Annotated in this window: 17 protein-coding genes and 2 pseudogenes; 12 read left to right on the top strand and 7 right to left on the bottom strand. The window is 72.5% G+C overall.

From position 1 onward, the window contains the following. Positions 1–253 precede the first annotated feature (253 nt). The 3 genes from ACZ514_RS18085 to ACZ514_RS18075 form a co-directional block, all read right to left on the bottom strand. On the bottom strand, positions 254–2,830 hold the full coding sequence (locus ACZ514_RS18085; protein WP_468172565.1) for a bifunctional FO biosynthesis protein CofGH: 2,577 nt from the start codon (positions 2,828–2,830) through the stop codon (positions 254–256). A gap of 40 nt (positions 2,831–2,870) precedes the next feature. Next, a complete protein-coding gene (locus tag ACZ514_RS18080) occupies positions 2,871–3,653 on the bottom strand; it encodes an SDR family oxidoreductase (RefSeq protein WP_468172568.1) in 783 nt (260 codons plus the stop codon). A gap of 103 nt (positions 3,654–3,756) precedes the next feature. After that, positions 3,757–4,443, bottom strand: a complete 687-nt coding sequence (locus tag ACZ514_RS18075; RefSeq protein ID WP_469125124.1) for an LppU/SCO3897 family protein — start codon at positions 4,441–4,443, stop codon at positions 3,757–3,759. Positions 4,444–4,986: 543 nt separating this feature from the next. On the opposite strand from ACZ514_RS18075, the gene ACZ514_RS18070 reads away from it, so the two are divergent. Further along, complete coding sequence (locus ACZ514_RS18070) at positions 4,987–6,690, top strand: lytic transglycosylase domain-containing protein (protein WP_469125123.1); 1,704 nt, start codon at positions 4,987–4,989, stop codon at positions 6,688–6,690. 79 nt (positions 6,691–6,769) lie between these two features. On the opposite strand, the gene ACZ514_RS18065 is transcribed toward ACZ514_RS18070, so the two are convergent. Together ACZ514_RS18065 and ACZ514_RS18060 are read right to left on the bottom strand one after the other, a co-directional pair. After that, positions 6,770–7,255 (bottom strand): hypothetical protein, encoded by a 486-nt coding sequence (locus ACZ514_RS18065; protein ID WP_468172577.1) that lies wholly within the window; start codon positions 7,253–7,255, stop codon positions 6,770–6,772. A 251-nt stretch (positions 7,256–7,506) separates the two neighbouring features. Further along, complete coding sequence (locus ACZ514_RS18060) at positions 7,507–7,710, bottom strand: cold-shock protein (RefSeq protein ID WP_007265804.1); 204 nt, start codon at positions 7,708–7,710, stop codon at positions 7,507–7,509. 236 nt (positions 7,711–7,946) lie between these two features. On the opposite strand from ACZ514_RS18060, the gene ACZ514_RS18055 reads away from it, so the two are divergent. The 4 genes and pseudogenes from ACZ514_RS18055 (at position 7,947) to ACZ514_RS18040 (ending at position 12,726) form a co-directional block, all read left to right on the top strand. After that, positions 7,947–8,810 carry a menaquinone biosynthetic enzyme MqnA/MqnD family protein gene (locus ACZ514_RS18055; RefSeq protein ID WP_468172580.1) on the top strand — a complete coding sequence of 288 codons (864 nt, stop codon included), beginning with the start codon at positions 7,947–7,949 and terminating at the stop codon, positions 8,808–8,810. A gap of 204 nt (positions 8,811–9,014) precedes the next feature. Continuing rightward, positions 9,015–10,791: pseudogene (locus ACZ514_RS18050) on the top strand (serine/threonine-protein kinase). Between the two features lie 84 nt (positions 10,792–10,875). Beyond that, on the top strand, positions 10,876–12,075 hold the full coding sequence (gene mqnC / locus ACZ514_RS18045; RefSeq protein WP_468172586.1) for a cyclic dehypoxanthinyl futalosine synthase: 1,200 nt from the start codon (positions 10,876–10,878) through the stop codon (positions 12,073–12,075). 6 nt (positions 12,076–12,081) lie between these two features. Next, entirely contained in the window at positions 12,082–12,726 is a 645-nt protein-coding gene (locus ACZ514_RS18040) for an imidazolonepropionase-like domain-containing protein (RefSeq protein WP_468172589.1), read from the top strand. Positions 12,727–12,806: 80 nt separating this feature from the next. On the opposite strand, the pseudogene ACZ514_RS18035 reads toward ACZ514_RS18040, so the two are convergent. Next, positions 12,807–13,016: pseudogene (locus ACZ514_RS18035) on the bottom strand (DUF3152 domain-containing protein); the annotation flags it as partial. A gap of 123 nt (positions 13,017–13,139) precedes the next feature. Here ACZ514_RS18035 and ACZ514_RS18030 point away from each other — a divergent pair. The 3 genes from ACZ514_RS18030 (at position 13,140) to ACZ514_RS18020 (ending at position 16,190) form a co-directional block, all read left to right on the top strand. Next, a complete protein-coding gene (locus ACZ514_RS18030) occupies positions 13,140–13,832 on the top strand; it encodes a demethylmenaquinone methyltransferase (protein ID WP_468172592.1) in 693 nt (230 codons plus the stop codon). 6 nt (positions 13,833–13,838) lie between these two features. Beyond that, on the top strand, positions 13,839–14,750 hold the full coding sequence (locus ACZ514_RS18025; protein WP_468699874.1) for a glutaminase: 912 nt from the start codon (positions 13,839–13,841) through the stop codon (positions 14,748–14,750). A gap of 156 nt (positions 14,751–14,906) precedes the next feature. Next, entirely contained in the window at positions 14,907–16,190 is a 1,284-nt protein-coding gene (locus tag ACZ514_RS18020; RefSeq protein WP_468172598.1) for a geranylgeranyl reductase family protein, read from the top strand. A gap of 360 nt (positions 16,191–16,550) precedes the next feature. Here the strand turns inward: ACZ514_RS18020 and ACZ514_RS18015 are convergent, their stop codons facing one another. Then, a complete protein-coding gene (locus ACZ514_RS18015; protein ID WP_468172601.1) occupies positions 16,551–17,402 on the bottom strand; it encodes a C40 family peptidase in 852 nt (283 codons plus the stop codon). 793 nt (positions 17,403–18,195) lie between these two features. On the opposite strand from ACZ514_RS18015, the gene ACZ514_RS18010 reads away from it, so the two are divergent. Genes ACZ514_RS18010 through ACZ514_RS17995 form a run of 4 tightly spaced genes read left to right on the top strand, consistent with a single transcriptional unit; the run spans position 18,196 to position 21,183 of the window. Continuing rightward, a complete protein-coding gene (locus tag ACZ514_RS18010) occupies positions 18,196–18,555 on the top strand; it encodes an NADH-quinone oxidoreductase subunit A (RefSeq protein ID WP_249767272.1) in 360 nt (119 codons plus the stop codon). Between the two features lie 14 nt (positions 18,556–18,569). Then, the gene (locus ACZ514_RS18005) at positions 18,570–19,124 is read left to right on the top strand and encodes a NuoB/complex I 20 kDa subunit family protein (protein WP_007265818.1); all 555 of its coding nucleotides are present in this window, start codon (positions 18,570–18,572) and stop codon (positions 19,122–19,124) included. Further along, positions 19,121–19,843 carry an NADH-quinone oxidoreductase subunit C gene (locus tag ACZ514_RS18000; RefSeq protein WP_468172604.1) on the top strand — a complete coding sequence of 241 codons (723 nt, stop codon included), beginning with the start codon at positions 19,121–19,123 and terminating at the stop codon, positions 19,841–19,843. Before ACZ514_RS18005 ends, ACZ514_RS18000 begins: the two co-directional genes overlap by 4 nt. Beyond that, positions 19,843–21,183: an NADH-quinone oxidoreductase subunit D gene (locus ACZ514_RS17995; RefSeq protein WP_468172607.1), complete on the top strand. Its 1,341-nt coding sequence runs from the start codon at positions 19,843–19,845 to the stop codon at positions 21,181–21,183. Before ACZ514_RS18000 ends, ACZ514_RS17995 begins: the two co-directional genes overlap by 1 nt. Positions 21,184–21,199 lie beyond the last annotated feature (16 nt).

The following is a 21,199-nucleotide window of genomic DNA, read 5'->3' as shown; positions in this document are numbered from 1 at the left end:
CCCGCCGGGTCCGCCGCCGTGCCGTTCACCGCGTCGTCGACCGTGCTCATCGTCGTGTCCATGCCGTCCCCCCAGGCTCAGGACGCGCACTGTAGTGGACAGCTTCGGTCACGTTCGGAAGCACTCGGTCGCGTCGCCCGTAACTGACCGGAGAACGGCCGGAACGCGAACGGATCCGGCCACGCGACTGCCCGGCCGCACCCCCCGCCGTCCGTCCCGCCGTCCGTCCCGCCACCCCGGCCCCGCCGTCCGCTCAGTCCAGCACCGGCAGCAGCTCCGGCAGGTGGCCGTCCGAGGCGCGGGCCGCGTCCTGGCGCTCCGCCGGGACCTCCCCGTACAGGGTCGTACGGGCCTTCGCGGGGCGGCCCGCCGCCTCCGCGACCGCGACCAGGTCCCGTACCGACTTGTACGACCCGTAGCTGGATCCCGCCATCCGGGAGATGGTCTCCTCCATCAGGGTCCCCCCCAGGTCGTTGGCGCCGGAGCGGAGCATCTCGGCCGCGCCCTCCGTGCCCAGCTTCACCCAGCTCGTCTGGATGTTGGGGATGTGCGGGTGCAGCAGCAGCCGCGCCATCGCCGTGACCGCCCGGTTGTCGCGGACCGTCGGCCCCGGCCGGGCGATGCCCGCCAGGTAGACGGGGGCGTTGGTGTGGATGAAGGGGAGCGTCACGAACTCGGTGAACCCGCCGGTCCGCTGCTGGATGCGGGACAGGGTGCGGAAGTGGCCGAGCCAGTGCCGGGGCTGGTCCACGTGTCCGTACATCATGGTGGAGGAGGAGCGGATGCCCAGCTCGTGCGCGGTCGTGACGACGTCGATCCAGTCCGCCGTCGGCAGCTTGCCCTTGGTGAGCACCCAGCGGACCTCGTCGTCCAGGATCTCCGCCGCCGTGCCCGGGATGGAGTCCAGTCCGGCCTCCTTGGCGGCCGTCAGCCAGTCCCGGACGGACATCCCCGTGCGGGTGGCGCCGTTGACGACCTCCATCGGGGAGAAGGCGTGCACGTGCATCCCCGGGACCCGCTGCTTCACGGCCCGCGCGATGTCGAAGTACGCCGTCCCCGGCAGGTCCGGGTGGATCCCGCCCTGCATGCACACCTCGACCGCGCCGACGTCCCAGGCCTGGGCCGCCCGGTCGGCGACCTGCTCCAGGGACAGGGTGTAGGCGTCGGCGTCCGTACGCCGCTGCGCGAAGGCGCAGAAGCGGCAGCCGGTGTAGCAGACGTTGGTGAAGTTGATGTTCCGCGTGACGACGTACGTGACGTCCTCGCCCACCACCGACCGGCGCAGGTCGTCCGCGATCCGGCACAGCGCGTCCAGCGCCGGGCCGTCCGCGTGCAGCAGGGCCAGGGCCTGGTCGTCGGTGAGCCGCTCCGGGTCGTCGGCGGCGCGCGCGAGGGCGGCCCGTACGTCGGTGTCGATGCGCTCGGGCACCATGCCGGGCGCGGCGGCCTCGCGCAGGGCCTCCCAGTCGCCGTAGACCTCGTCGAAGTCCGCGCGGCGGTCGCCGGTGCGGCCCTCGGTGTCGACGGCGGTGTGCAGGTCGGTGCGCCCGTAGGCGGTGAAGGAGTCGTCGGGCTCCTGCCACGGGCGCCCCTCGACGACCGCGTCGGGATCGGCGAGCCCGGTCTCCGGGTCCGCGAGGGCCCGTACGTGCGGCAGCAGGCGGGGGTCCAGCCAGGGCTCGCCGCGGCGCACGAACTCGGGGTAGGCGCAGAGCCGTTCGCGGAGCTCGAAGCCGGCCTCCGCCGACCGCCGGGCCAGCAGGTCGATCTGGGGCCACGGCCGCTCGGGGTTGACGTGGTCCGGGGTGAGCGGGGAGACCCCGCCCCAGTCGTCGATGCCGGCCCCGATCAGCCGCGCGTACTCCCCGTCGACCAGGTTGGGCGGGGCCTGGAGGCAGGCCGAGGGGCCCATGATGTGCCGGGCGACGGCGATCGTGGCGACGAGGTCGTCCAGTTCGGCGTCCGGCATGCCGCGCATGGCCGTGTCCGGCTTGGCGCGGAAGTTCTGGATGATCAGCTCCTGGATGCCGTGGTAGGCCCGGGAGATCCGGCGCAGCGCGAAGAGCGAGTCGGCGCGCTCCTCGTACGTCTCCCCGATGCCGATCAGCAGCCCGGAGGTGAAGGGGACCGAGGAACGTCCGGCGTCCTCCAGGACCCGCAGCCGGACCGCCGGCTCCTTGTCGGGGGAACCGTGGTGCGGGCCGCCGGGCTCGGACCACAGCCGGGTGGCGGTGGTCTCCAGCATCATCCCCATGGAGGGGGCGACGGGCTTGAGGCGCTGGAAGTCCGACCACGACATCACGCCGGGGTTGAGGTGGGGCAGCAGCCCGGTCTCCTCCAGGACGCGGATGGAGACGGCCCGCACGTAGGAGATCGTGTCGTCGTAGCCGTGGGCCTCCAGCCACTCGCGCGCCTCGGGCCAGCGGTCCTCGGGCTTGTCGCCGAGGGTGATGAGCGCTTCCTTGCAGCCGAGCGCGGCGCCGCGGCGGGCGATGTCGAGGACCTCGTCCGGGGACATGAACATCCCGTGGCCCGCGCGGCGCAGCTTGCCGGGGACGGTGGCGAAGGTGCAGTAGTGGCACTTGTCGCGGCACAGGCGGGTGAGGGGGATGAACACGCTCTTCGAGTACGTGATCACGCCCGGCCGGCCGGCGGCCGCCAGGCCCGCGTCGCGGACCCGGGCGGCGGAGGCCGCCAGGTCCTCCAGGGCCGGGCCGCGCGCCTGGAGGAGCACGGCCGCCTCGGTCGCGTCGAGCGCGACGCCGTCGCGGGCCCGCCGCAGCGCACGGCGCATCGCGTTGTCGGTCGGGGCGTCACTCGGAGTGGTCATGGGCCGAGCATACGATCCGCCCGGACACCGGTGGAGGGCGTCATCGCATCAGCTCACCGGCGTTGACCAGCAGGGACTGGCCGGTTATCGCCCGCGCCCGGTCGGAGGCGAGGAAGACGGCGGCGTCGGCGACGTCGCCGTCGGTGGCGAGGTCGGGCAGGGCCGTCCGGCCGGTCAGGCGCCGGTGCACCTCGGCCTCGGGGACGCCCTCGGCGCGGGCGGTGAAGGTGACGAAGGCCTGGACGGGCGGACCCCACATCCAGCCGGGCAGGACGGTGTTGACGCGGATCCGGTGCGGGCCGAGCTCCCGTGCCAGTGAGTACATGGCGGAGGTCAGCGCGCCCTTCGAGGCGGCGTAGGCGGCCTGGCGGACCTCGGTGGGCGCGGCGACGGCGGACTGGGTGCCGATCAGGACCACGGAGCCGCCGCCCGCCTTGAGGGCGGGCAGGCAGGCCCGGGTCATGCGCAGGGTGCCCAGCAGGTTCACGTCGATGACCTGCTGCCAGGTCCCGAAGTCGGCGTCCTCCAGGCCGCCGAAGTACGAGTCCCAGGCCGCGACGTGCACGACGGCGTCGATCCCGCCGAAGCGTTCGAGGGCGAGCGCGGCGAGGGCCTCGCACCGCCGCTCGTCGCGGATGTCGGTGGACAGGTGGGCGGTGCGGGCGCCGCCGGGGTCGATCTCGGCGGCGGACTTGGCCAGATGGGCCTCGGTGCGCGCCCCGAGGACGGCGTTGCCGCCGTCGCGGACCACGGCGGCGGCCACCTGGTGGCCGAGCCCGGCCCCCACCCCGGAGACGACGACGGTCTTCCCTCGCAGCAGCATCACGCGCTCCCCGGCGGTCGCACCCATGGATCTGACGGACCGTCAGAGTAGGGGTGCGGGCTCCCGGTGTGAAGGGGCGCGGGGCCGGGGCGCCCGGCGGGGCTCAGCGGCGGCCCGTGACGTCCAGGAAGATGTTCACGGCGACCCAGGTGGCCCAGAGCAGCGGGATGACCGCCACGTAGGCGAGCGGCCGCGCGTGCACCGGCGGACCCTCCTCCAGCGGCTGCCGGCCCGGCGCGGGGGTCGGCTGCGGGAGCTTGGCGTACTTCATCGAGGCGAACAGGTTCCACAGCAGGGTGAAGGGCGTGAAGATCACCAGTGAGAAGGGGCTCCACCAGCCCTGGCACAGGGTCTTGGTGGTCATGGTCCGGATCAGCGAGCGGGCGCACCGGCGGCAGAAGGGCCCGTTGAGGGTGTGGAAGCGCATCAGGATCAGCACGCCGACGTGGGCGCGCACCGCGAAGTTCGCCGTCTCCGGAGCCCCGCAGTTGCGGCAGCCGGGCGCCTGGGCGTGCGGGTGGGGGGCCGCGTACTGCGGGTGGCCGGGGGCGGGGTGGCCCTGACCGGGGGCGGGGTGGGCCCCCGCGCCGGGCTGGCCGTAAGGGTTCTGCCCGTACGGGTTCGCGCCCGCCGGCGGCTGCCCGTACGGGTCCGGGGCCGCCGGCGGCTGCCCGTACGGGTTCGCGCCCGTCGGCGGCCGGCCGTACGGGTTCTGCCCGGCCGGGGCGCCGGGGTGCGGCTGCGGCGGAACGGGGGCGCCGGAGTAGGGGTTCGGCGGCGGAGTGCTCATGGAAGGGCCTTCGGTATCGGCGACGGCGGGGAGCGGCGACGGGCGGGACCCCCGGGCGGCCCCGGACCCGGTGTCGGTTCCGGGGCCGATTCCGTTTCCGCTTCCGGGTGTTCTCACGGAAGGGCGCGCGGAAGAGGGGTGCCGAACACCAGTGCGCTCGATCGGCCCCGAACGTATCAGGCCCCGGCGACAACCCCCGTTCCGCTCGCGGCGCGGGCGCGCCTCCGGCCGGCCGGAGGCCCCCGGGGACGGCTGGCCGCCCCCTGCCGCGTGCCCTCACATCCGGGACAAAGGGCGGGGATCCGTAACGGCACGGGCCTTCGGGGTGTTACGGACAAGGGCACCGGCCCCGTCCGGGCCGGGCCGGAGGGCCGCCGGAGCGGGGCTGGACGTCCTGGGCCACAGGCGGGTGAAGTCGAGACGAATGGTGCGTCATATCTCCGGGGGCGCTGGTGAGTCGTATCGGAATACCTGATAGACAGAAGAATCGCGGCCCGACCGGCCGCCCGCCTTTGACGGCCGCCTTGGGGGGATCGCCGCACCGTGAAGCCGCTTCACCGCCATGTAGTCAACACCTCGCGCAAGGTCTTGTGCACCGCCGCGCTCGCGGCCAGCCTGACGACCGCCGCCGTCGTGACCAACACCCCGGTCGCCGGCGCCGGAGAGGCCGAGCCCACGCCCGACAGCCCGCAGGCCGCCGACCGCGGTGACGCCCGCCTCGACCTGCCCGGGCAGCTCGCGGACCCGGTGGTGCCGCCCGCCGCCGGCACGGGCGGCACCACCGCCGAGGGCGCCTCCGGCATACCCGCGACCGCCCTCGACGCCTACAAGCGCGCCGAGGTGGCCGTGGCCGCCGCCCTCCCCACGTGCAAACTCTCCTGGGCGCTGGTCGCCGGCATAGGCCGGGTCGAGTCGGTGCACGCGTCCGGCTACGGCCTCAAGACCGACGGCACCACCGAGAAGCCGATCCGCGGCCCGCGCCTGGACGGCAACGGCTACGCGAGGATCCTGGACACCGACAAGGGCGAGTTCGACGCCGACACCGAGTTCGACCGCGCCTTCGGCCCGCTCCAGTTCATCCCCTCCACCTGGGCCACCTGGAAGGCCGACGGCAACGGCGACGGCAAGCGCGACGCGAACAACATCTACGACGCGGCGCTCGGCGCGGGGCTCTACCTCTGCTCCGGCGGCAAGGACCTCTCGCTCCCGGCCGACCTCGACAAGGCCGTCCTCAGCTACAACCAGTCGCGCGAGTACGTGAACTCCGTGCTCGGCTACATGCGCCAGTACCAGCAGGACGGCACCGCCGGCATCCCGAACCCGCCCGTCGGCAACTACCCGGCGCCGCCCACGCCGAGCATCCCCACCCCGCACGTCCCCGCGCCGCGGCCGCCCGCCACGAAGCCGGCCGACCCGGGCCACCAGACCCCGAAGCCGAAGCCCACCCCGACGCCGGAGCCGGCGAAGCCGACGCCCACGCCGACGCCGGAGCCGTCCAAGCCGACCCCGGCGCCCACCCTGGCCAAGCTGGAGCGGGTCGGCGACGCGAAGCTGGAGGCCGAGGCCGGCAGCGTCTTCGCGGACGGCGCCCGCTTCAGGGCGGTGCTCAGCGACGGCAAGCCCGCCGTCGGCCAGGCCGTCGTCGTCGCCGTCGAGCAGGACACCACCGGCGGCACCGGCTTCGTCTTCGGCGACGAGGCGAGCGTGGTCGTGCGTACGGACGCCGAGGGCGTCGCCGCCGCCCCGCGGCTCAAGGCCGGCCCGAAGGCGGGCACCTTCACCCTGCGGGCCACCGCCTACGACGCCAAGAGCCAGTTCACCGTGGCCCTGGAGGGCAGGACCACCGCCAAGCCGGCCGAGGAGCCCGTCGGGCTCACCCGCACCGACGCCGCCACCCCGGTGCGCGTCCAGGCGGGCACCGCGGTCAAGGGCCTGGAGTTCCGGGCCGCCCGCGGCGAGAAGCCGGTGGCCGGCGCGCGGATCACCGCCGCGCTCGTCGACAAGGCCGGCGGCGTCTGGGCCCCCGTGGACCCGCAGACCGCCAAGGGCCCCTACTTCAAGGGCGCCGCGGCCGGGGAGAAGCTGTTCACGGCGGCGCTGCCCGCGACCGGGACCGACGGCACGGCCGTCCTGCCCGACCTGCTCACCCAGGGCGTTCCCGCGGGCACCTACCACCTGCGGCTGCTCACGGCCGACAAGGCCGAGCTGATCGTCACCATCGAGATCACCGCCGCCCCCGCGGCCTGACCCGGCTCCGCGCACGACACGGCCGGCCGCCTCGAGGCGGCCGGCCGTGTCGTGTCCTGCGGCGCGTCGGGAGGGCGCGCTACACCGGCGTGGCCTGGAGGGGCTGGAAGCCGACCCCGCAGGTGCCCGCCAGGTTCGTCGGGCTGAAGGGGGTCGAGCTGGTGGTGCAGCGGGCCTCGTAGATCACGCCGGTCCTGCTGAGCAGGCTGAGGGTGAGCCGGCCGTTGCTGGCCTCCTCGACGGAGACGGCGACGTCGACGACGCACTTCGGCGCGTGCGGGACGGCCCTCAGGTCGATCCACACGCCCTGGTTGCGGCTGTCGTTGAGGAAGGCGTGCCCGTCCCGGTCGGTCGCCAGGCGGAACACCGTTCCCTGGGCGAAGGCGAAGTCCGGGGCGGCGGAGGCGACGTGGCGCGCCACCGGACCGCACTTCTTCTTGGCGTGGGGGTCCGGCTCCGGCGCGGGACCGCCGGCGGCAGCCGCGGAGGGGGCCATCAGGGCCCCGAGGAGCAGTGCTCCCGTAGCGGCGGAGATGCCTCGTGCGGCCCAAGCGTTCTTCCTCATGTGCTGTGCGTCCTTTCCGTGGCGGCTGGGTACCAGGGCCCAGCCTCCCCGGCGCCGGAATGACGAACACATGAAGTGACGGATGCTCACCCTGCGGAACCAGCGACGCCCCCCGAACGGCGTCGGGCCGCCGGCGCCCGTCCGCCCGCCGCGCACGGAAAAAGGCAGGAGCCCTGCCTCCTCCGCTCGCACGGAGGAGGCAGGGCTCCTTGGGTACTGCTACTTCGACCGCGATCCGGTCGGCCTGGCGACTAGGCCGGGGTGACGTTCTCCGCCTGCGGACCCTTCGGGCCCTGCGTGACGTCGAAGTTGACCTGCTGGTTCTCCTCGAGGGAGCGGAAGCCAGAGGCGTTGATCGCGGAGTAGTGGACGAAGACATCCGGGCCGCCGCCGTCCTGGGCGATGAAGCCGAAGCCCTTTTCAGCGTTGAACCACTTCACGGTTCCGGTAGCCATGAGCCCTCCTATGGGCCAAAGGGTCGCCCTGCTCCAGAACCTGCTAAGAAGTCTGAAAACTACAAAAGCCTGCGGGTTACATGCTCCGCAGGCCTCGTACTGCAAGGGAAACCAAACTGCAACTTGCGTCGAGCCTAGCACGCACCCTCGGGCCGAGACCAGAGGGAAAGATCACGTCACCCGGACGTTTGAGACCCGCCCGATCGCTGACGGAGAACCGCCGCTAGTCTCGCGATGTGGACGTCTATCGCAGCCGGCCCCGCGTCGGCCACATCCAGTTCCTGAACTGCCTGCCCCTCTACTGGGGGCTGGCCCGCACCGGCACGCTGCTGGACCTGGAGCTGACCAAGGACACCCCGGAGAAGCTGAGCGAGCGGCTCGTCCAGGGCGACCTGGACATCGCCCCCATCACGCTGGTCGAGTTCCTCCGCAACGCCGACCGGCTCGTCGCCTTCCCCGACCTGGCGGTCGGCTGCGACGGCCCGGTCATGTCCTGCGTGATCGTCTCGCAGGTCCCGCTGGAGCAGCTGGACGGCGCCCGGGTCGCCCTCGGCTCGACCTCCCGCACGTCCGTGCGCCTGGCCCAGCTGCTGCTCGCCGAGCAGTACGGAGTCCGGCCCGACTACTACACCTGCCCCCCTGACCTGGGGGTGATGATGCAGGAGGCCGACGCGGCGGTGCTGATCGGCGACGCCGCGCTGCGCGCCTCGCTGCACGACGCGCCCCGGCTCGGGCTGACCGTGCACGACCTGGGTCACATGTGGAAGGAGTGGACGGGGCTGCCCTTCGTCTTCGCCGTCTGGGCCGCCCGGAAGGACTACCTGGAGCGCGAGCCCGCCGTCGTGCGGGAGGTCCACCAGGCGTTCCTCGCCTCCCGGGACGTGTCCCTGGAGGAGGTCGTCAAGGTCGCCGAGCAGGCCGCCCGCTGGGAGGCCTTCGACGCCGAGCTGCTCCAGCGCTACTTCACCACCCTCGACTTCCGCTTCGGCCCCGACCAGCTGGCCGGCGTGCGCGAATTCGCCCGCCGGACCGGAGGCGACACCGGGTACGACGAGGACGTCGCCGTGGAGCTGCTGAAGGCCGCCGCTCCCGATCACTGATCGCGATATCGCCGCAGGCCTTCCGCTTCTCCCAGGGGAACGTTCCGTTTGCCGGGAATTCGTTCCCCTTTCGTATTCACGTCGCTCGAAGGCGAATGCGAACGGGAGCGGGGAAGCGGCAGGTATTCGGCGGGAACGCGCCCCCGCCACCCCCTAAGGTTCTGTCTGTTCGCACCACACGGATCTCGGGGGACGGGGGACGCGATGCAACCGCTGGAAGCCGGCGAGCCGCGCACCATCGGCGCTTACCGGCTGCTCGGCCGGCTCGGCGCGGGCGGCATGGGGCGGGTCTACCTGGGGCGCAGCGCCGGCGGCCGGACCGTCGCCGTCAAGATCGTGCACCCGCACTTCGCCTCCGACCGGGAGTTCCGCGCCCGTTTCCGCCGCGAGGTGGAGGCGGCGCGGCGGGTGGGGCGGGGAGTGGACCGCGCCCGTGCTGGACGCCGACCCGGAGGCGGCCGTGCCGTGGGTCGCGACCGGGTACGTGGCGGGGCCCTCCCTCGACCGCGCCGTCGCCGGGCACGGGCCGCTGCCCGAGGCCTCGGTGCGCGCGGTCGGCGCGGGGCTGGCCCGCGCGCTGGTGGCGGTGCACGGACTGGGCCTGGTCCACCGCGACGTGAAGCCCTCCAACGTGATGCTGACCCTCGACGGGCCGCGGCTGATCGACTTCGGCATCGCCCGGGCCACGGACGGGACCGCCTCGCTGACCTCCACGGGGGTCTCCGTCGGCTCGCCCGGCTACATGTCCCCGGAACAGATCCTCGGCAAGGACGTCACCGGCGCGTCGGACGTGTTCTCCCTCGGAGCGGTCCTGGCCTTCGCGGTGACGGGCCGGCCGCCCTTCAGCGGGGACAACTCCGCGACCCTCCTCTACAAGGTGGTCCACGAGGAGCCGGAGCTCGACGGGATCCCCGCCGGCCGGCTGCGCGAGCTGATCGGCGCGTGCCTGGCCAAGACGGCCTCCGAACGGCCGGCGCCCGCCGCCCTCGCGGGCGCCCTGGGCGGGGCGCTGGGCGCGCCGGGGTGGCTTCCGGCGCCGCTGGTGGAGGAGGCGAGCCGGGCGGCGGTGGCCCTGCTGGACCTGGACGCAGACACCTCCGGTTCCGCCACCCCGGCGGGGGCCGGGTACGCGGCCCCGCCGGCCACCGAGACCGGCTCCGGTGCCGGATCCGGGTGCGCCGGCGGCTCCGGGTCCGGGCCGGTGCCGTTCACGGGCGGGTCCTCCGGCGGGCCCGCCGGAGTCGGATTCGGGACGCCCGGCCCGTCGTACGGGACCCCGGGCGGGTACGCCGGCGGCGGGGTGTACGGCGCCCCGACCGAGACGGCCGGCGGCGGAGTGCCGCAGCAGCGCGGCGCGGCCGGCGCCGGCGGCCGCGGGGTCACCCTCAGCGCGGCCGGCCGCCGCTTCAGCTGCACCCTGGTGCTCGGCGCGGCCGTCGTGCTCGCGGCCGTGTCCGGCGGGCTGTACGGGCTGGGCCTGCTGCCCGGGGGCCGGGAGGAAGGCCGGGACGCGGCCCACGGCGATCCCCCCGGGACGCCGACCCCGAACCCGGCGGGCTCCGCACCGGGCTCCGCCCAGCCGTCGGGGTCCGCTTCGGCGGCCCCGCCCAAGGGGACCCGCAACGACGTCCCCAAGGAGCTCGTCGGCACCTGGAAGGGCACGGTCGTCACCTCCCGCATGGGCGTCCCCAGCGCGTTCGAGATCACCATCAGGGCCGGGAAGGTCGGCGAGGTCGTCGCCCGGGACAAGTCGGTCATCGACCTGCTCGGCACCGACTGCAGCGGAGACTGGAAGCTCGCCTCCGCCACCGACCGCTCCCTCGTCCTCGACACCGCCGGCGGCCCCAACCCGGCTCCGGGCATCTGCTCCAACGGCTCCTCCGACGAGCGCTTCACCCTCAACGCGAACGGAACCCTGCACTACAAGTCGGGGGACGTGCCCGCCGGGAACCCCGAGGGAGACCTCACCCGCAGCCCGTGACCCCCGCCCTGGAAGCGGCGCACGGGCCCTGGCGTAGGCTGGATCGGTCCGGACCCTGACACACCGCCGAAAGGTGATCCACCGGTGACCGACCCGGCCGCACTCCAGTCCGTCCTCGACCGCGCCGCCGCAGGGGGCCGGATCACCAAGGAAGAGGCCCTCGACCTCTACCGGCACGCCCCGCTGCACGCGCTCGGCCAGGCCGCCGACGCGGTGCGCCGCCGCCGCTACGCCGGTACGGAGCACATCGCGACGTACATCATCGAGCGCAACATCAACTACACGAACGTGTGCGTCACGGCGTGCAAGTTCTGCGCCTTCTACGCGGCCCCCAAGGACGCGAAGAAGGGCTGGTCCCGCGACCTCGACGACATCCTGCGCCGCTGCGCGGAGACCGTGGAGCTGGGCGGCACCCAGATCATGTTCCAGGGCGGGCACCACCCGGACTACGGCGTCGAGTACTACGAGCACCACTTCTCGGCGATCAAGAAGGACTTCCCGCAGCTGGTCATCCACTCCCTCGGCGCGTCCGAGGTCGAGCACATGGCCCGCATCTCGGGCGTCTCCGCCGAGGAGGCCATCAAGCGCATCCACGCCGCCGGTCTCGACTCCTTCGCCGGCGCCGGCGCCGAACTCCTTCCCGAGCGCCCGCGCAAGGCGATCGCCCCGCTGAAGGAGTCCGGCGAGCGCTGGCTGGAGATCATGGAGATCGCCCACCGGCTGGGCGTGGAGTCCACCTCCACCATGCTGATGGGCACCGGCGAGACCAACGCCGAGCGCATCGAGCACATCGCGATGATCCGGGACACCCAGGACCGCACCGGCGGCTTCCGCGCCTTCATCCCGTACACGTACCAGCCCGAGAACAACCACCTCAAGGGCCGGACCCAGGCGACCGTCTTCGAGTACCTGCGCATGATCGCCATCGCGCGGCTCTTCCTCGACAACATCGCCCACATCCAGGGTTCCTGGCTCACGGTCGGCAAGGAGGCGGGCCAGCTCGCCCTGCACTACGGCGCCGACGACCTCGGCTCGATCATGCTGGAGGAGAACGTGGTCTCCTCGGCCGGTGCCAGGCACCGCTCCAACCGCCAGGAGATCATCGACCTGATCCGCAAGGCGGGCCGCGTCCCCGCGCAGCGCGCCACCACCTACGAGCACATCGTGGTCCACGACGACCCGGCGGACGACCCCGTCGACGACCGCGTGGTCTCGCACATCTCCTCGACCGCCATCGAGGGCGGCACCGCGCACCCCGAGCTGAAGCTCATCTCCACGAACTGACGCCTGATGCTGACGCTGCACACCGCCGGCCTCCTCGTCACCGGACCGGGCGCCGTCCCGCTGGAGGCCGGCGCGGTCCTGGTCGAGGGGGACCGGATCGTCCGGGTGGGCCCGTACGGGGAACTCGGCGCGGCGGCGCCGCACGCCCGGGTCCGCCGCTGGCCCGGCGTGCTGACCCCGGGGCTGCTCGCACGCGGCGCCGACGAGCTGCTGGAGCGCACGTACTACCCGGACGACCCGTACGAGGTCACCGAGCTCGGCGCCGGCCCGATCACCGGGGCCGCGGCCCTCGACGCGCTGAAGATCACCGAGTCCCGCTGGGGCAACAGCGCCCGCCGGGGCACGCAGAAGCTGCTCGCACGCGGGGTGGTGGCGGTGGCGGGGCGTTTCACGCACGCCTCCGTCCGCACGGCGGTGACCCGCTCGGGCCTGACCGTGGTGCCGCCCGCCCCGTACGAGGGCACGCCCGCGCTGGACCCGCTCGCCGGACGGGAGTCGGCCGGGGAGGCCTTCCACGGGGTGCTGGAGGCGGGCGCCGCGGCCCGGTTCGCGGTCTTCGCCGTCGCGGACGAGGCCGAGCTGCTGGAGCGCGGCGCGACCACGTGCGTGGCCACGGTCATCTCCGGCCGGCTGCTGCACCGGCGGCGCTGAGCCCCGTACGGCCCGGGCGAGCCCTCCTGCCGGCGCTTGAGGTTCACCACGACCGTGTGCCCGACCCGGCAGTTGGTCTCCCCGATCAGCTCGGGAGTGACCACCCCGCACAGCCGGTCGGTGGTGGCGGGCGAGGCGATCCGCACGGTGAAGCCCACCGGTTCCCCGAGGCCGGCCAGCCGGAAACCGTGGGCGGGGTCGGCCGTCCAGCCGCGCCGGTCCCCGAGTATCCCCTCGACGGTCCGGGCGGCGGCGTCCGGACCGGTCCCGCTGCCGTTCTCCGCCTCCACCCGCCAGCGCAGCGGACGCCCCTCGCCCCGGGCCGGGGCAGCGCTCCGCCGGGGCGGGCGGCCTGAGAGGATGACGGTGTACCCGTCCACGCAGACACACCGAGCACCGAGGGGCCAACGCCAGTGACAAGGGCTTCCCTGGACAAGCAGCCGCACGAAGTCGCCTCCATGTTCGACGGGGTGGCCGCGAACTACGACCTCACCAACGACGTCCTGTCCCTCGGCCAGGCGCGCCTGTGGCGCAAGGAGGCCGCCCGGGCGGTCGCCGCCCGCCCCGGCCAGACGGTGCTCGACCTGGCCGCGGGCACCGCTACCTCGTCCCTCCCGTACGCCGCGACCGGCGCGTACGTCGTCCCCTGCGACTTCTCCCTCGGCATGCTCCGCGAGGGCAAGAAGCGCAACCCGTGGCTGCCGCTGACCGCGGGCGACGCGACGCGGCTCCCCTTCAAGGACGACGTCTTCGACACCGTGACGATCTCCTTCGGGCTGCGCAACGTCCAGGACACGGACGGCGCGCTGCGCGAGATGTACCGGGTGACCAAGCCCGGCGGCCAGGTCGTGATCAGCGAGTTCTCGCAGCCCACCTGGGCCCCCTTCCGGACCGTCTACACCGAGTACCTGATGCGGGCCCTGCCGCCCGTCGCCCGCGCGGTGTCCTCCAACCCGGACGCGTACGTCTACCTCGCCGAGTCCATCCGCGAGTGGCCCGACCAGCCGGCGCTGGCGGCCCTGCTCCAGAAGGCCGGCTGGTCGAAGGTGGCCTGGCGGAACCTGAGCGGCGGCATCGTGGCGCTGCACCGCGGGGTCAAGGCGTAACCCTCCATGGACTACCAAGGGCTGCTGGAGCGGATCGCGGCCGACGTCGCCCCCCTGGTGGGCAGCGGCACGCCCGCCGAGTACATACCGGCGCTGGCCAAGGTCGACCCGCGGCAGTTCGGCATGGCCCTCGCCGACCTCGACGGCAACGTCTTCGGGGTCGGCGACTGGCGCACCCCCTTCTCCGCCCAGTCCGTCACGAAGGTCTTCGCCCTGGCCCTCGCCCTCGCGGAGGGCGGGGACAGCCTGTGGGAGCGCGTGGGCCGGGAGCCGTCGGGCAACCCCTTCAACTCCCTGGTGCAGCTGGAGTACGAGAACGGCATCCCGCGCAACCCGTTCATCAACGCGGGCGCGCTCGTCGTCACCGACCGGCTCCAGACCCTGACGGGTGACGCGAGCAGCGAACTCCTGGACTTCCTGCGGCAGGAGAGCGGCAACCCGGACCTCGGCTTCGACGCCGACGTGGCGGCGTCCGAACAGGAGCACGGCGACCGCAACGCGGCGGTGGCCCACTTCATGTCCTCCTACGGCAACATCGACAATCCGGTGCCGGCGCTGCTGGAGCACTACTTCTGGCAGTGCTCCATCGAGATGAGCTGCGCCGACCTGGCCCTGGCGGGCCGCTTCCTGGCCAGCCACGGACTGCGCGCGGACGGCTCGCGCCTGCTGACGCGCAGCGAGGCGAAGCAGGTCAACGCGGTGATGCTGACCTGCGGTACGTACGACGCGGCGGGCGAGTTCGCGTACCGCGTGGGCCTGCCGGGCAAGAGCGGCGTGGGCGGCGGCATCATCGCCGTGGTGCCGGGCCGCTGCACCCTCGCGGTCTGGAGCCCGGGCCTGGACGCCCGGGGCAACTCGGTGGCCGGCGTGGCGGCCCTGGACCGCTTCACCACCCTGACGGGCCTGAGCGTCTTCTGAGCCCCTTCCGCGGCCGGGGCGCGGCCGCGGGCGGGCCGGGGCCGGTCCCGCGCAGCGGTGACGCCCTCGGCCCGGCCGGCGGCGCGCCGCTGCATAGACTGCGTCATGTTCCTGTGCCGCCGGGCACTTTCCACCGAGCCTCCAGGAGACCCCGCAGTGACCGAGCCCCTCACCGAACACTCCGCGGACGTGATCGTCGTCGGGGCCGGGCCCGCCGGTTCCACGACCGCCTACTACCTCGCCAAGGCCGGGCTGGACGTCCTGCTCCTGGAGAAGACGGCGTTCCCGCGCGAGAAGGTCTGCGGTGACGGTCTGACGCCCCGGGCCACGAAGCAGCTGGTCGCCATGGGCATCGACATCTCCGAAGAGGCGGGCTGGCTCCGCAACAAGGGCCTGCGCATCATCGGCGGCGGGCAGCGGCTCCAGCTGGACTGGCCGGAACTCGCCTCCTTCCCGGACTACGGACTCGTCCGCAAGCGCGACGACTTCGACGAGACCCTGGCCCGCCAGGCGCAGAAGGCGGGCGCCCGGCTGTACGAGCGCTGCAACGTCGGCGAGCCGGTGCGCGACCCCCGCACCGGGCACATCACGGGCGTGCAGGCCAAGCTCGGCGAGGAGAAGACCCCGGTCACCTTCCACGCCCCGCTCGTGGTCGCCGCGGACGGCAACTCCTCGCGGCTGTCCCTGGCGATGGGCCTGCACCGGCGCGAGGACCGCCCGATGGGCGTCGCCGTGCGCACGTACTTCACCTCGCCCCGGCACGACGACGACTACCTGGAGTCCTGGCTGGAGCTGTGGGACCGGCGCGGACCGCAGGACCGGCTGCTGCCGGGCTACGGCTGGATCTTCGGCATGGGCGACGGCACCTCCAACGTCGGCCTCGGCATCCTCAACTCCTCCTCCGCGTTCAAGGAGCTGGACTGGCGCGAGGTCCTGAAGGCCTGGTGCGCGTCCATGCCGGAGGACTGGGGCTACACCCCGGAGAACATGACGCAGCCGATCCGCGGCGCGGCGCTGCCGATGGCCTTCAACCGCCAGCCGCACTACACCAAGGGCCTGCTGCTCGTCGGTGACGCGGGCGGGCTCGTCAACCCGTTCAACGGCGAGGGCATCGCCTACGCGATGGAGTCCGGGCAGATCGCGGCCGAGGTGATCGTGCAGGCGCACGCCCGGGCCACTCCGGCGCAGCGCGAGCTGGCCCTGCACAGCTACCCGAAGGTGCTGAAGGAGACCTACGGCGGCTACTACTCGCTGGGGCGCGCCTTCGTGAAGCTGATCGGCAACCCGAAGGTCATGAAGATCGCCACGCAGCGCGGCCTGACGCACCCGGTGCTGATGCGCTTCACGCTGAAGATGCTGGCGAACCTGACCGACCCGGCGGGCGGCGACGCGATGGACCGCATCATCAACGGCCTCTCGAAGGTGGCCCCGAAGGCCTAAGGCCGTCTCTTTCGGATCTTGCCGGTTAAGCCCGCGTCGCCCGGGGACGCCTTGAGGGCCGTTCCCCGGGCCGGGGGCGGCCCTCAGGCGTCCCCGGGGCCGCGCGGGGCCGTGCCGGGTCCGTCGGGCGCGTGGCGGGCGTCCTCGCCGTCGTGGACGGTGCGGTCGTCGCGGCCGCGGTCCTCGCGGGACGGTCCGCTCACGGGGCCAGCACCTCCTGGGCCCGCGCTGTCCGGTTCGCTCCGTTCCGTTCCCCGCCGCGCGGACGGCCGCGCGGACGGGCCGTCTTCCCGGCATGCCGAAGGCCCGGTACTCCGCCCCCGAGCGGGGGAGTACCGGACCTCGCGGACGGTCGTGCGGTCAGAGGACGCGGACGGCGCCCGTCGGCATGTCGTAGCTCATGTTGCGCTCGACGATGCCGGTGCTGGGGTTCTGCGCACCGATGAACTTGCCGTTGCCCGAGTAGATGGCGACGTGGTACGCGCTGCCCTTGGGACCCCAGTACAGGATGTCGCCGGGCTGCAGGTTGCTCAGCGAGACCGAGCGGCCGGCCATGGACTGGTCCTGGGAGACGCGGTCCAGCTTGATGCCGGCCTGGCGGTAGGCGGCCTGGACGAGCCCGGAGCAGTCGTACGCGGTGGGGCCGGTGGAGCCCAGCACGTACGCCTTGCCGATCTGGGCGCGGGCGAAGCTGACGATGGCTGCCGCCGAGCCGGTGGCCGGCTTCGAGGCGGTGGAGCCGGTGACGGCGGAGGAACCGCCGTTGTCGGCGGCGGAGGCGGTGGTCAGGGAGGTGCGGTCGGTGCCGCGGCCCGCGCGCTCGGCCTCGGCCTTGCGGTCGGCCTCCTGCTTCGCCTTGAGCTCGGCGGCCTTGGTGGCCTCTTCCTTCGCCTGCTTCGCCTCGGCGGCGGCTCCCGTGCGGGCGCTCTCCTCCAGGGCGTTCAGCTCGCCGGTCACGGCGGCCTCTACGGCGGCGACGCGGGTGTTCTCGGCGGCCGTGTTGACGGCGTTGGAGACTTCGGTGCCGAGGTCCAGGTCGAGGACCGGCATCTCGAGCGTCGTCTCGGCCACGGGCTCGGACGGCGACGCGCTCGCGGTCCCGGCCATGGCCAGGGTGCTGAGGACGCCACCGGCAACTCCGGCGCGGACCGCGAGCTTCGAGGCGCTGCGGCGGGGCTTCCGGTGGCTGGGTATGTGAGCGGTGTGGGACATGGGACAACCGCTATCAGGGGTGCCGGGTTCCCTTCAAGAAACGTGGTCTGCGCCACAGTTGCCCGACGAGCCCCCTAACCGGGCGCGTCGCGCCTGTTATTGACGCCGTAACGGACGTAACGGACACGCTTTCACAAGCCTGTGATCATGGGGTTTCAGTAATAAGTCCGAATTGATCCACGGCCTACCATCGACCCGCACAGTTGGCCAAGCCCCCTTTCGGCGGCCCCGCTTCCACGTGACACAGGTCACAGTCGCCCGGCGCCGCGGGGGCGTCGTGGCCGCTTCGTGATCCGGCCGTGAACGCGCCGTGCGGTTCGTGAACGGATGCACAGGATCTCCCCCCACTTCCCTCCGGGGGCGACTTCCGGCCACCGTGTCCACTCCCGTACGCGGGGCGTCCCCCGGCTGAGGGACCCGCGCTCCCTTATCACTTGAACGGCTGGTCCGCCAATTTGCCTGCACTGCCCATCATTTGATAGGGCGACAGGCCTTCCACCTGCGCCTACGGGCCCGGATGTCACCTTTGGTGATCATGTGGATGCCTTGCGTATGAAGATCACCACTCATCGGGGTTCATGATCGTTCGCCAGGTGGTGGAGATCACAAACCCGGTGTTGGCACCCGTGTCGCAGATCACAGACCGGCGGGCATAAGATGCGCACCAGTCCGGCTTGTGAACTGCCTCACATGCGATCGGCCCCCGCTTCCGGGGACTGCCTTCGAGGGGGCGGGGCACTCGGCGCCGGCGCAGCGGCCCAACGGTCAAGGACGACTGGAAGGAGCGAGGAGCGTGAATGCGTACGCACCCATCCTCGTGCTCGGCGCCATCGGCGCAGGGTTTGCGATCTTCTCCGTGGTCATGGCCACGCTGATCGGCCCAAAACGGTACAACCGGGCGAAGCTCGAAGCCTACGAGTGCGGCATCGAGCCCACCCCGATGCCCGCCGGCGGCGGTCGCTTCCCCATCAAGTACTACCTGACGGCGATGCTCTTCATCGTCTTCGACATCGAGATCGTCTTCCTCTACCCCTGGGCCGTCACCTTCGACGCCCTGGGGATCTTCGGGCTCGTCGAGATGCTGCTCTTCGTGCTCACCGTCTTCGTCGCCTACGCCTACGTGTGGCGGCGCGGCGGCCTGGAATGGGACTGAGGGGCTGAATTCCCATGGGACTGGAAGAGAAGCTGCCGAGCGGCTTCCTGCTCACCACCGTCGAACAGGCCGCGGGCTGGGTGCGCAAGTCATCCGTCTTCCCGGCCACCTTCGGCCTCGCCTGCTGCGCCATCGAGATGATGACCACCGGCGCCGGCCGCTACGACCTGGCCCGCTTCGGCATGGAGGTCTTCCGCGGCTCCCCGCGCCAGGCCGACCTGATGATCGTGGCGGGACGCGTCAGCCAGAAGATGGCGCCGGTACTGCGCCAGGTCTACGACCAGATGCCCGCCCCGAAGTGGGTCATCTCCATGGGCGTGTGCGCCTCGTCGGGCGGAATGTTCAACAACTACGCGATCGTCCAGGGCGTCGACCACATCGTCCCGGTCGACATCTACCTGCCCGGCTGCCCGCCCCGCCCCGAGATGCTGATGGACGCGATCCTCAAGCTCCACCAGAAGATCCAGGGCTCGAAGCTCGGCGTGAACCGGGAAGAGGCGGCGCGCGAGGCGGAGGAGGCCGCCCTCAAGGCCCTCCCCACCATCGAGATGAAGGGGCTCCTTCGGTGAGCGACGACCCGGCCGTCGAGAACGGCAACAACGTCCCCGCTCCCCGGGCGGTCACCGGACCCGAGGTGATCGGCGTCCGCAAGGGCATGTTCGGCGCCAGGAACGGCGGCGACACCAGCGGCTACGGCGGCCTCGTGCGCACCGTGGCCCTGCCCGGGGCGAGCACCCGCCCGTACGGGTCGTACTTCGACGAGGTCGTCGACGAGCTGGAGGGCGCGCTGGAGGAGCAGGGCCTGCTCCCGGACAACGCCATCGAGAAGACCGTCGTGGACCGGGGGGAGCTGACCCTCCACATCGCCCGCGAGCACCTCGTACGCGTCGCCTCCACCCTGCGCGACGACCCGGCCCTGCGCTTCGAGCTCTGCACCGGCGTCTCTGGGGTGCACTTCCCCGGGGACAAGGGCCGCGAGCTGCACGCCGTCTACCACCTGCGCTCGCTCACCCACGGCCGGATCCTGCGGCTGGAGGTGTCCGTCCCGGACGGCGACCCGCACCTGCCCTCGCTCGTCGGCGTCTACCCGACCAACGACTGGCACGAGCGCGAGGCCTACGACTTCTTCGGCCTGGTCTTCGACGGCCACCCGGCCCTCACCCGGATCATGATGCCGGACGACTGGCAGGGCTTCCCCCAGCGCAAGGACTACCCGCTCGGCGGGATCCCCGTCGAGTACAAGGGCGCCCAGATCCCGGCTCCCGACCAGCGGAGGTCGTACAGCTGATGTCCCCCACGTCGAACCACGCAGAGAACCCCGCGGCCTCCCGCGACACGACCGAGGGCACCGTCTACACCGTCACCGGCGGGGACTGGGACGAGATCGTCCGGTCGGCGGCCAAGGCCGACGACGAGCGGATCGTCGTCAACATGGGCCCACAGCACCCCTCCACCCACGGAGTGCTCCGCCTGATCCTGGAGATCGACGGCGAGACCGTCACCGAGGCCCGCTGCGGCATCGGCTACCTGCACACCGGCATCGAGAAGAACCTCGAATTCCGGAACTGGACGCAGGGCACCACCTTCGTGACGCGCATGGACTACCTGACGCCGTTCTTCAACGAGACGGCGTACTGCCTCGGCGTCGAGAAGCTGCTCGGCATCACCGACCAGATCCCCGACCGCGCCACCGTCATCCGCGTCCTGCTGATGGAGCTGAACCGGCTCTCCTCGCACCTGGTGTGCATCGCCACCGGCGGCATGGAGCTCGGCGCGACCACGATCATGATCTACGGGTTCCGGGACCGCGAGCTGATCCTCGACGTCTTCGAGCTGATCACCGGCCTGCGCATGAACCACGCCTTCGTCCGACCCGGCGGCCTCGCCCAGGACCTGCCCCCCGGCGCGGTCGACCAGCTGCGCGAGTTCGTCAGGACGATGAAGAAGAACCTGCCGGAGTACGACAAGCTCGCCACCGGCAACCCGATCTTCAAGGCCCGCATGCAGGACGTCGGCTACCTCGACCTCACCGGCTGCATGGCCCTCGGTGCCACCGGCCCCATCCTGCGCTCGGCCGGCCTGCCGCACGACCTGCGCAAGGCGGAGCCGTACTGCGGCTACGAGGACTACGAGTTCGACGTCCCCACCACCGAGAGCTGCGACTCCTACGGACGCTTCCTGATCCGCCTGGAGGAGATGCGCCAGTCGCTGCGGATCGTCGAGCAGTGCCTGGACCGGCTGGAGCCGGGCCCGGTGATGGTCGCCGACAAGAAGATCGCCTGGCCGGCGCAGCTCGCCCTGGGCCCCGACGGCCTCGGCAACTCCCTCGACCACATCAAGAACATCATGGGCACCTCCATGGAGGCCCTCATCCACCACTTCAAGCTGGTGACCGAGGGCTTCCGGGTGCCGGCCGGGCAGGCGTACGCGGCCGTCGAGTCACCCAAGGGCGAGCTCGGCGTCCACGTCGTCTCCGACGGCGGCACCCGCCCCTACCGGGTCCACTTCCGCGACCCGTCCTTCACCAACCTGCAGGCCATGGCCGCGATGTGCGAGGGCGGCCAGGTCGCCGACGTCATCGTGGCCGTCGCCTCCATCGACCCCGTGATGGGAGGCGTCGACCGATGACCGCCGTGCCTTCTGG

The sequence above is a fragment of the Streptomyces sp. NPDC034086 genome (assembly GCF_055575515.1).
The sequence above is the reverse complement of the archived record's forward strand: the minus strand, read 5'-3'. Positions and strand labels throughout refer to the sequence as shown.

What these genes read in the sequence shown, in the direction of transcription:
- ACZ514_RS18085 (WP_468172565.1), bottom strand. Translation starts at nt 2,830, where the DNA reads ATGACCACTCCGAGTGACGCCCCGACCGACAACGCGATGCGCCGTGCG.
- ACZ514_RS18080 (WP_468172568.1), bottom strand. Translation starts at nt 3,653, where the DNA reads ATGCTGCTGCGAGGGAAGACCGTCGTCGTCTCCGGGGTGGGGGCCGGG.
- ACZ514_RS18075 (WP_469125124.1), bottom strand. Translation starts at nt 4,443, where the DNA reads ATGAGCACTCCGCCGCCGAACCCCTACTCCGGCGCCCCCGTTCCGCCG.
- ACZ514_RS18065 (WP_468172577.1), bottom strand. Translation starts at nt 7,255, where the DNA reads ATGAGGAAGAACGCTTGGGCCGCACGAGGCATCTCCGCCGCTACGGGA.
- ACZ514_RS18060 (WP_007265804.1), bottom strand. Translation starts at nt 7,710, where the DNA reads ATGGCTACCGGAACCGTGAAGTGGTTCAACGCTGAAAAGGGCTTCGGC.
- ACZ514_RS18040 (WP_468172589.1), top strand. Translation starts at nt 12,082, where the DNA reads ATGCTGACGCTGCACACCGCCGGCCTCCTCGTCACCGGACCGGGCGCC.
- ACZ514_RS18025 (WP_468699874.1), top strand. Translation starts at nt 13,839, where the DNA reads ATGGACTACCAAGGGCTGCTGGAGCGGATCGCGGCCGACGTCGCCCCC.
- ACZ514_RS18015 (WP_468172601.1), bottom strand. Translation starts at nt 17,402, where the DNA reads ATGTCCCACACCGCTCACATACCCAGCCACCGGAAGCCCCGCCGCAGC.
- ACZ514_RS18005 (WP_007265818.1), top strand. Translation starts at nt 18,570, where the DNA reads ATGGGACTGGAAGAGAAGCTGCCGAGCGGCTTCCTGCTCACCACCGTC.
- ACZ514_RS17995 (WP_468172607.1), top strand. Translation starts at nt 19,843, where the DNA reads ATGTCCCCCACGTCGAACCACGCAGAGAACCCCGCGGCCTCCCGCGAC.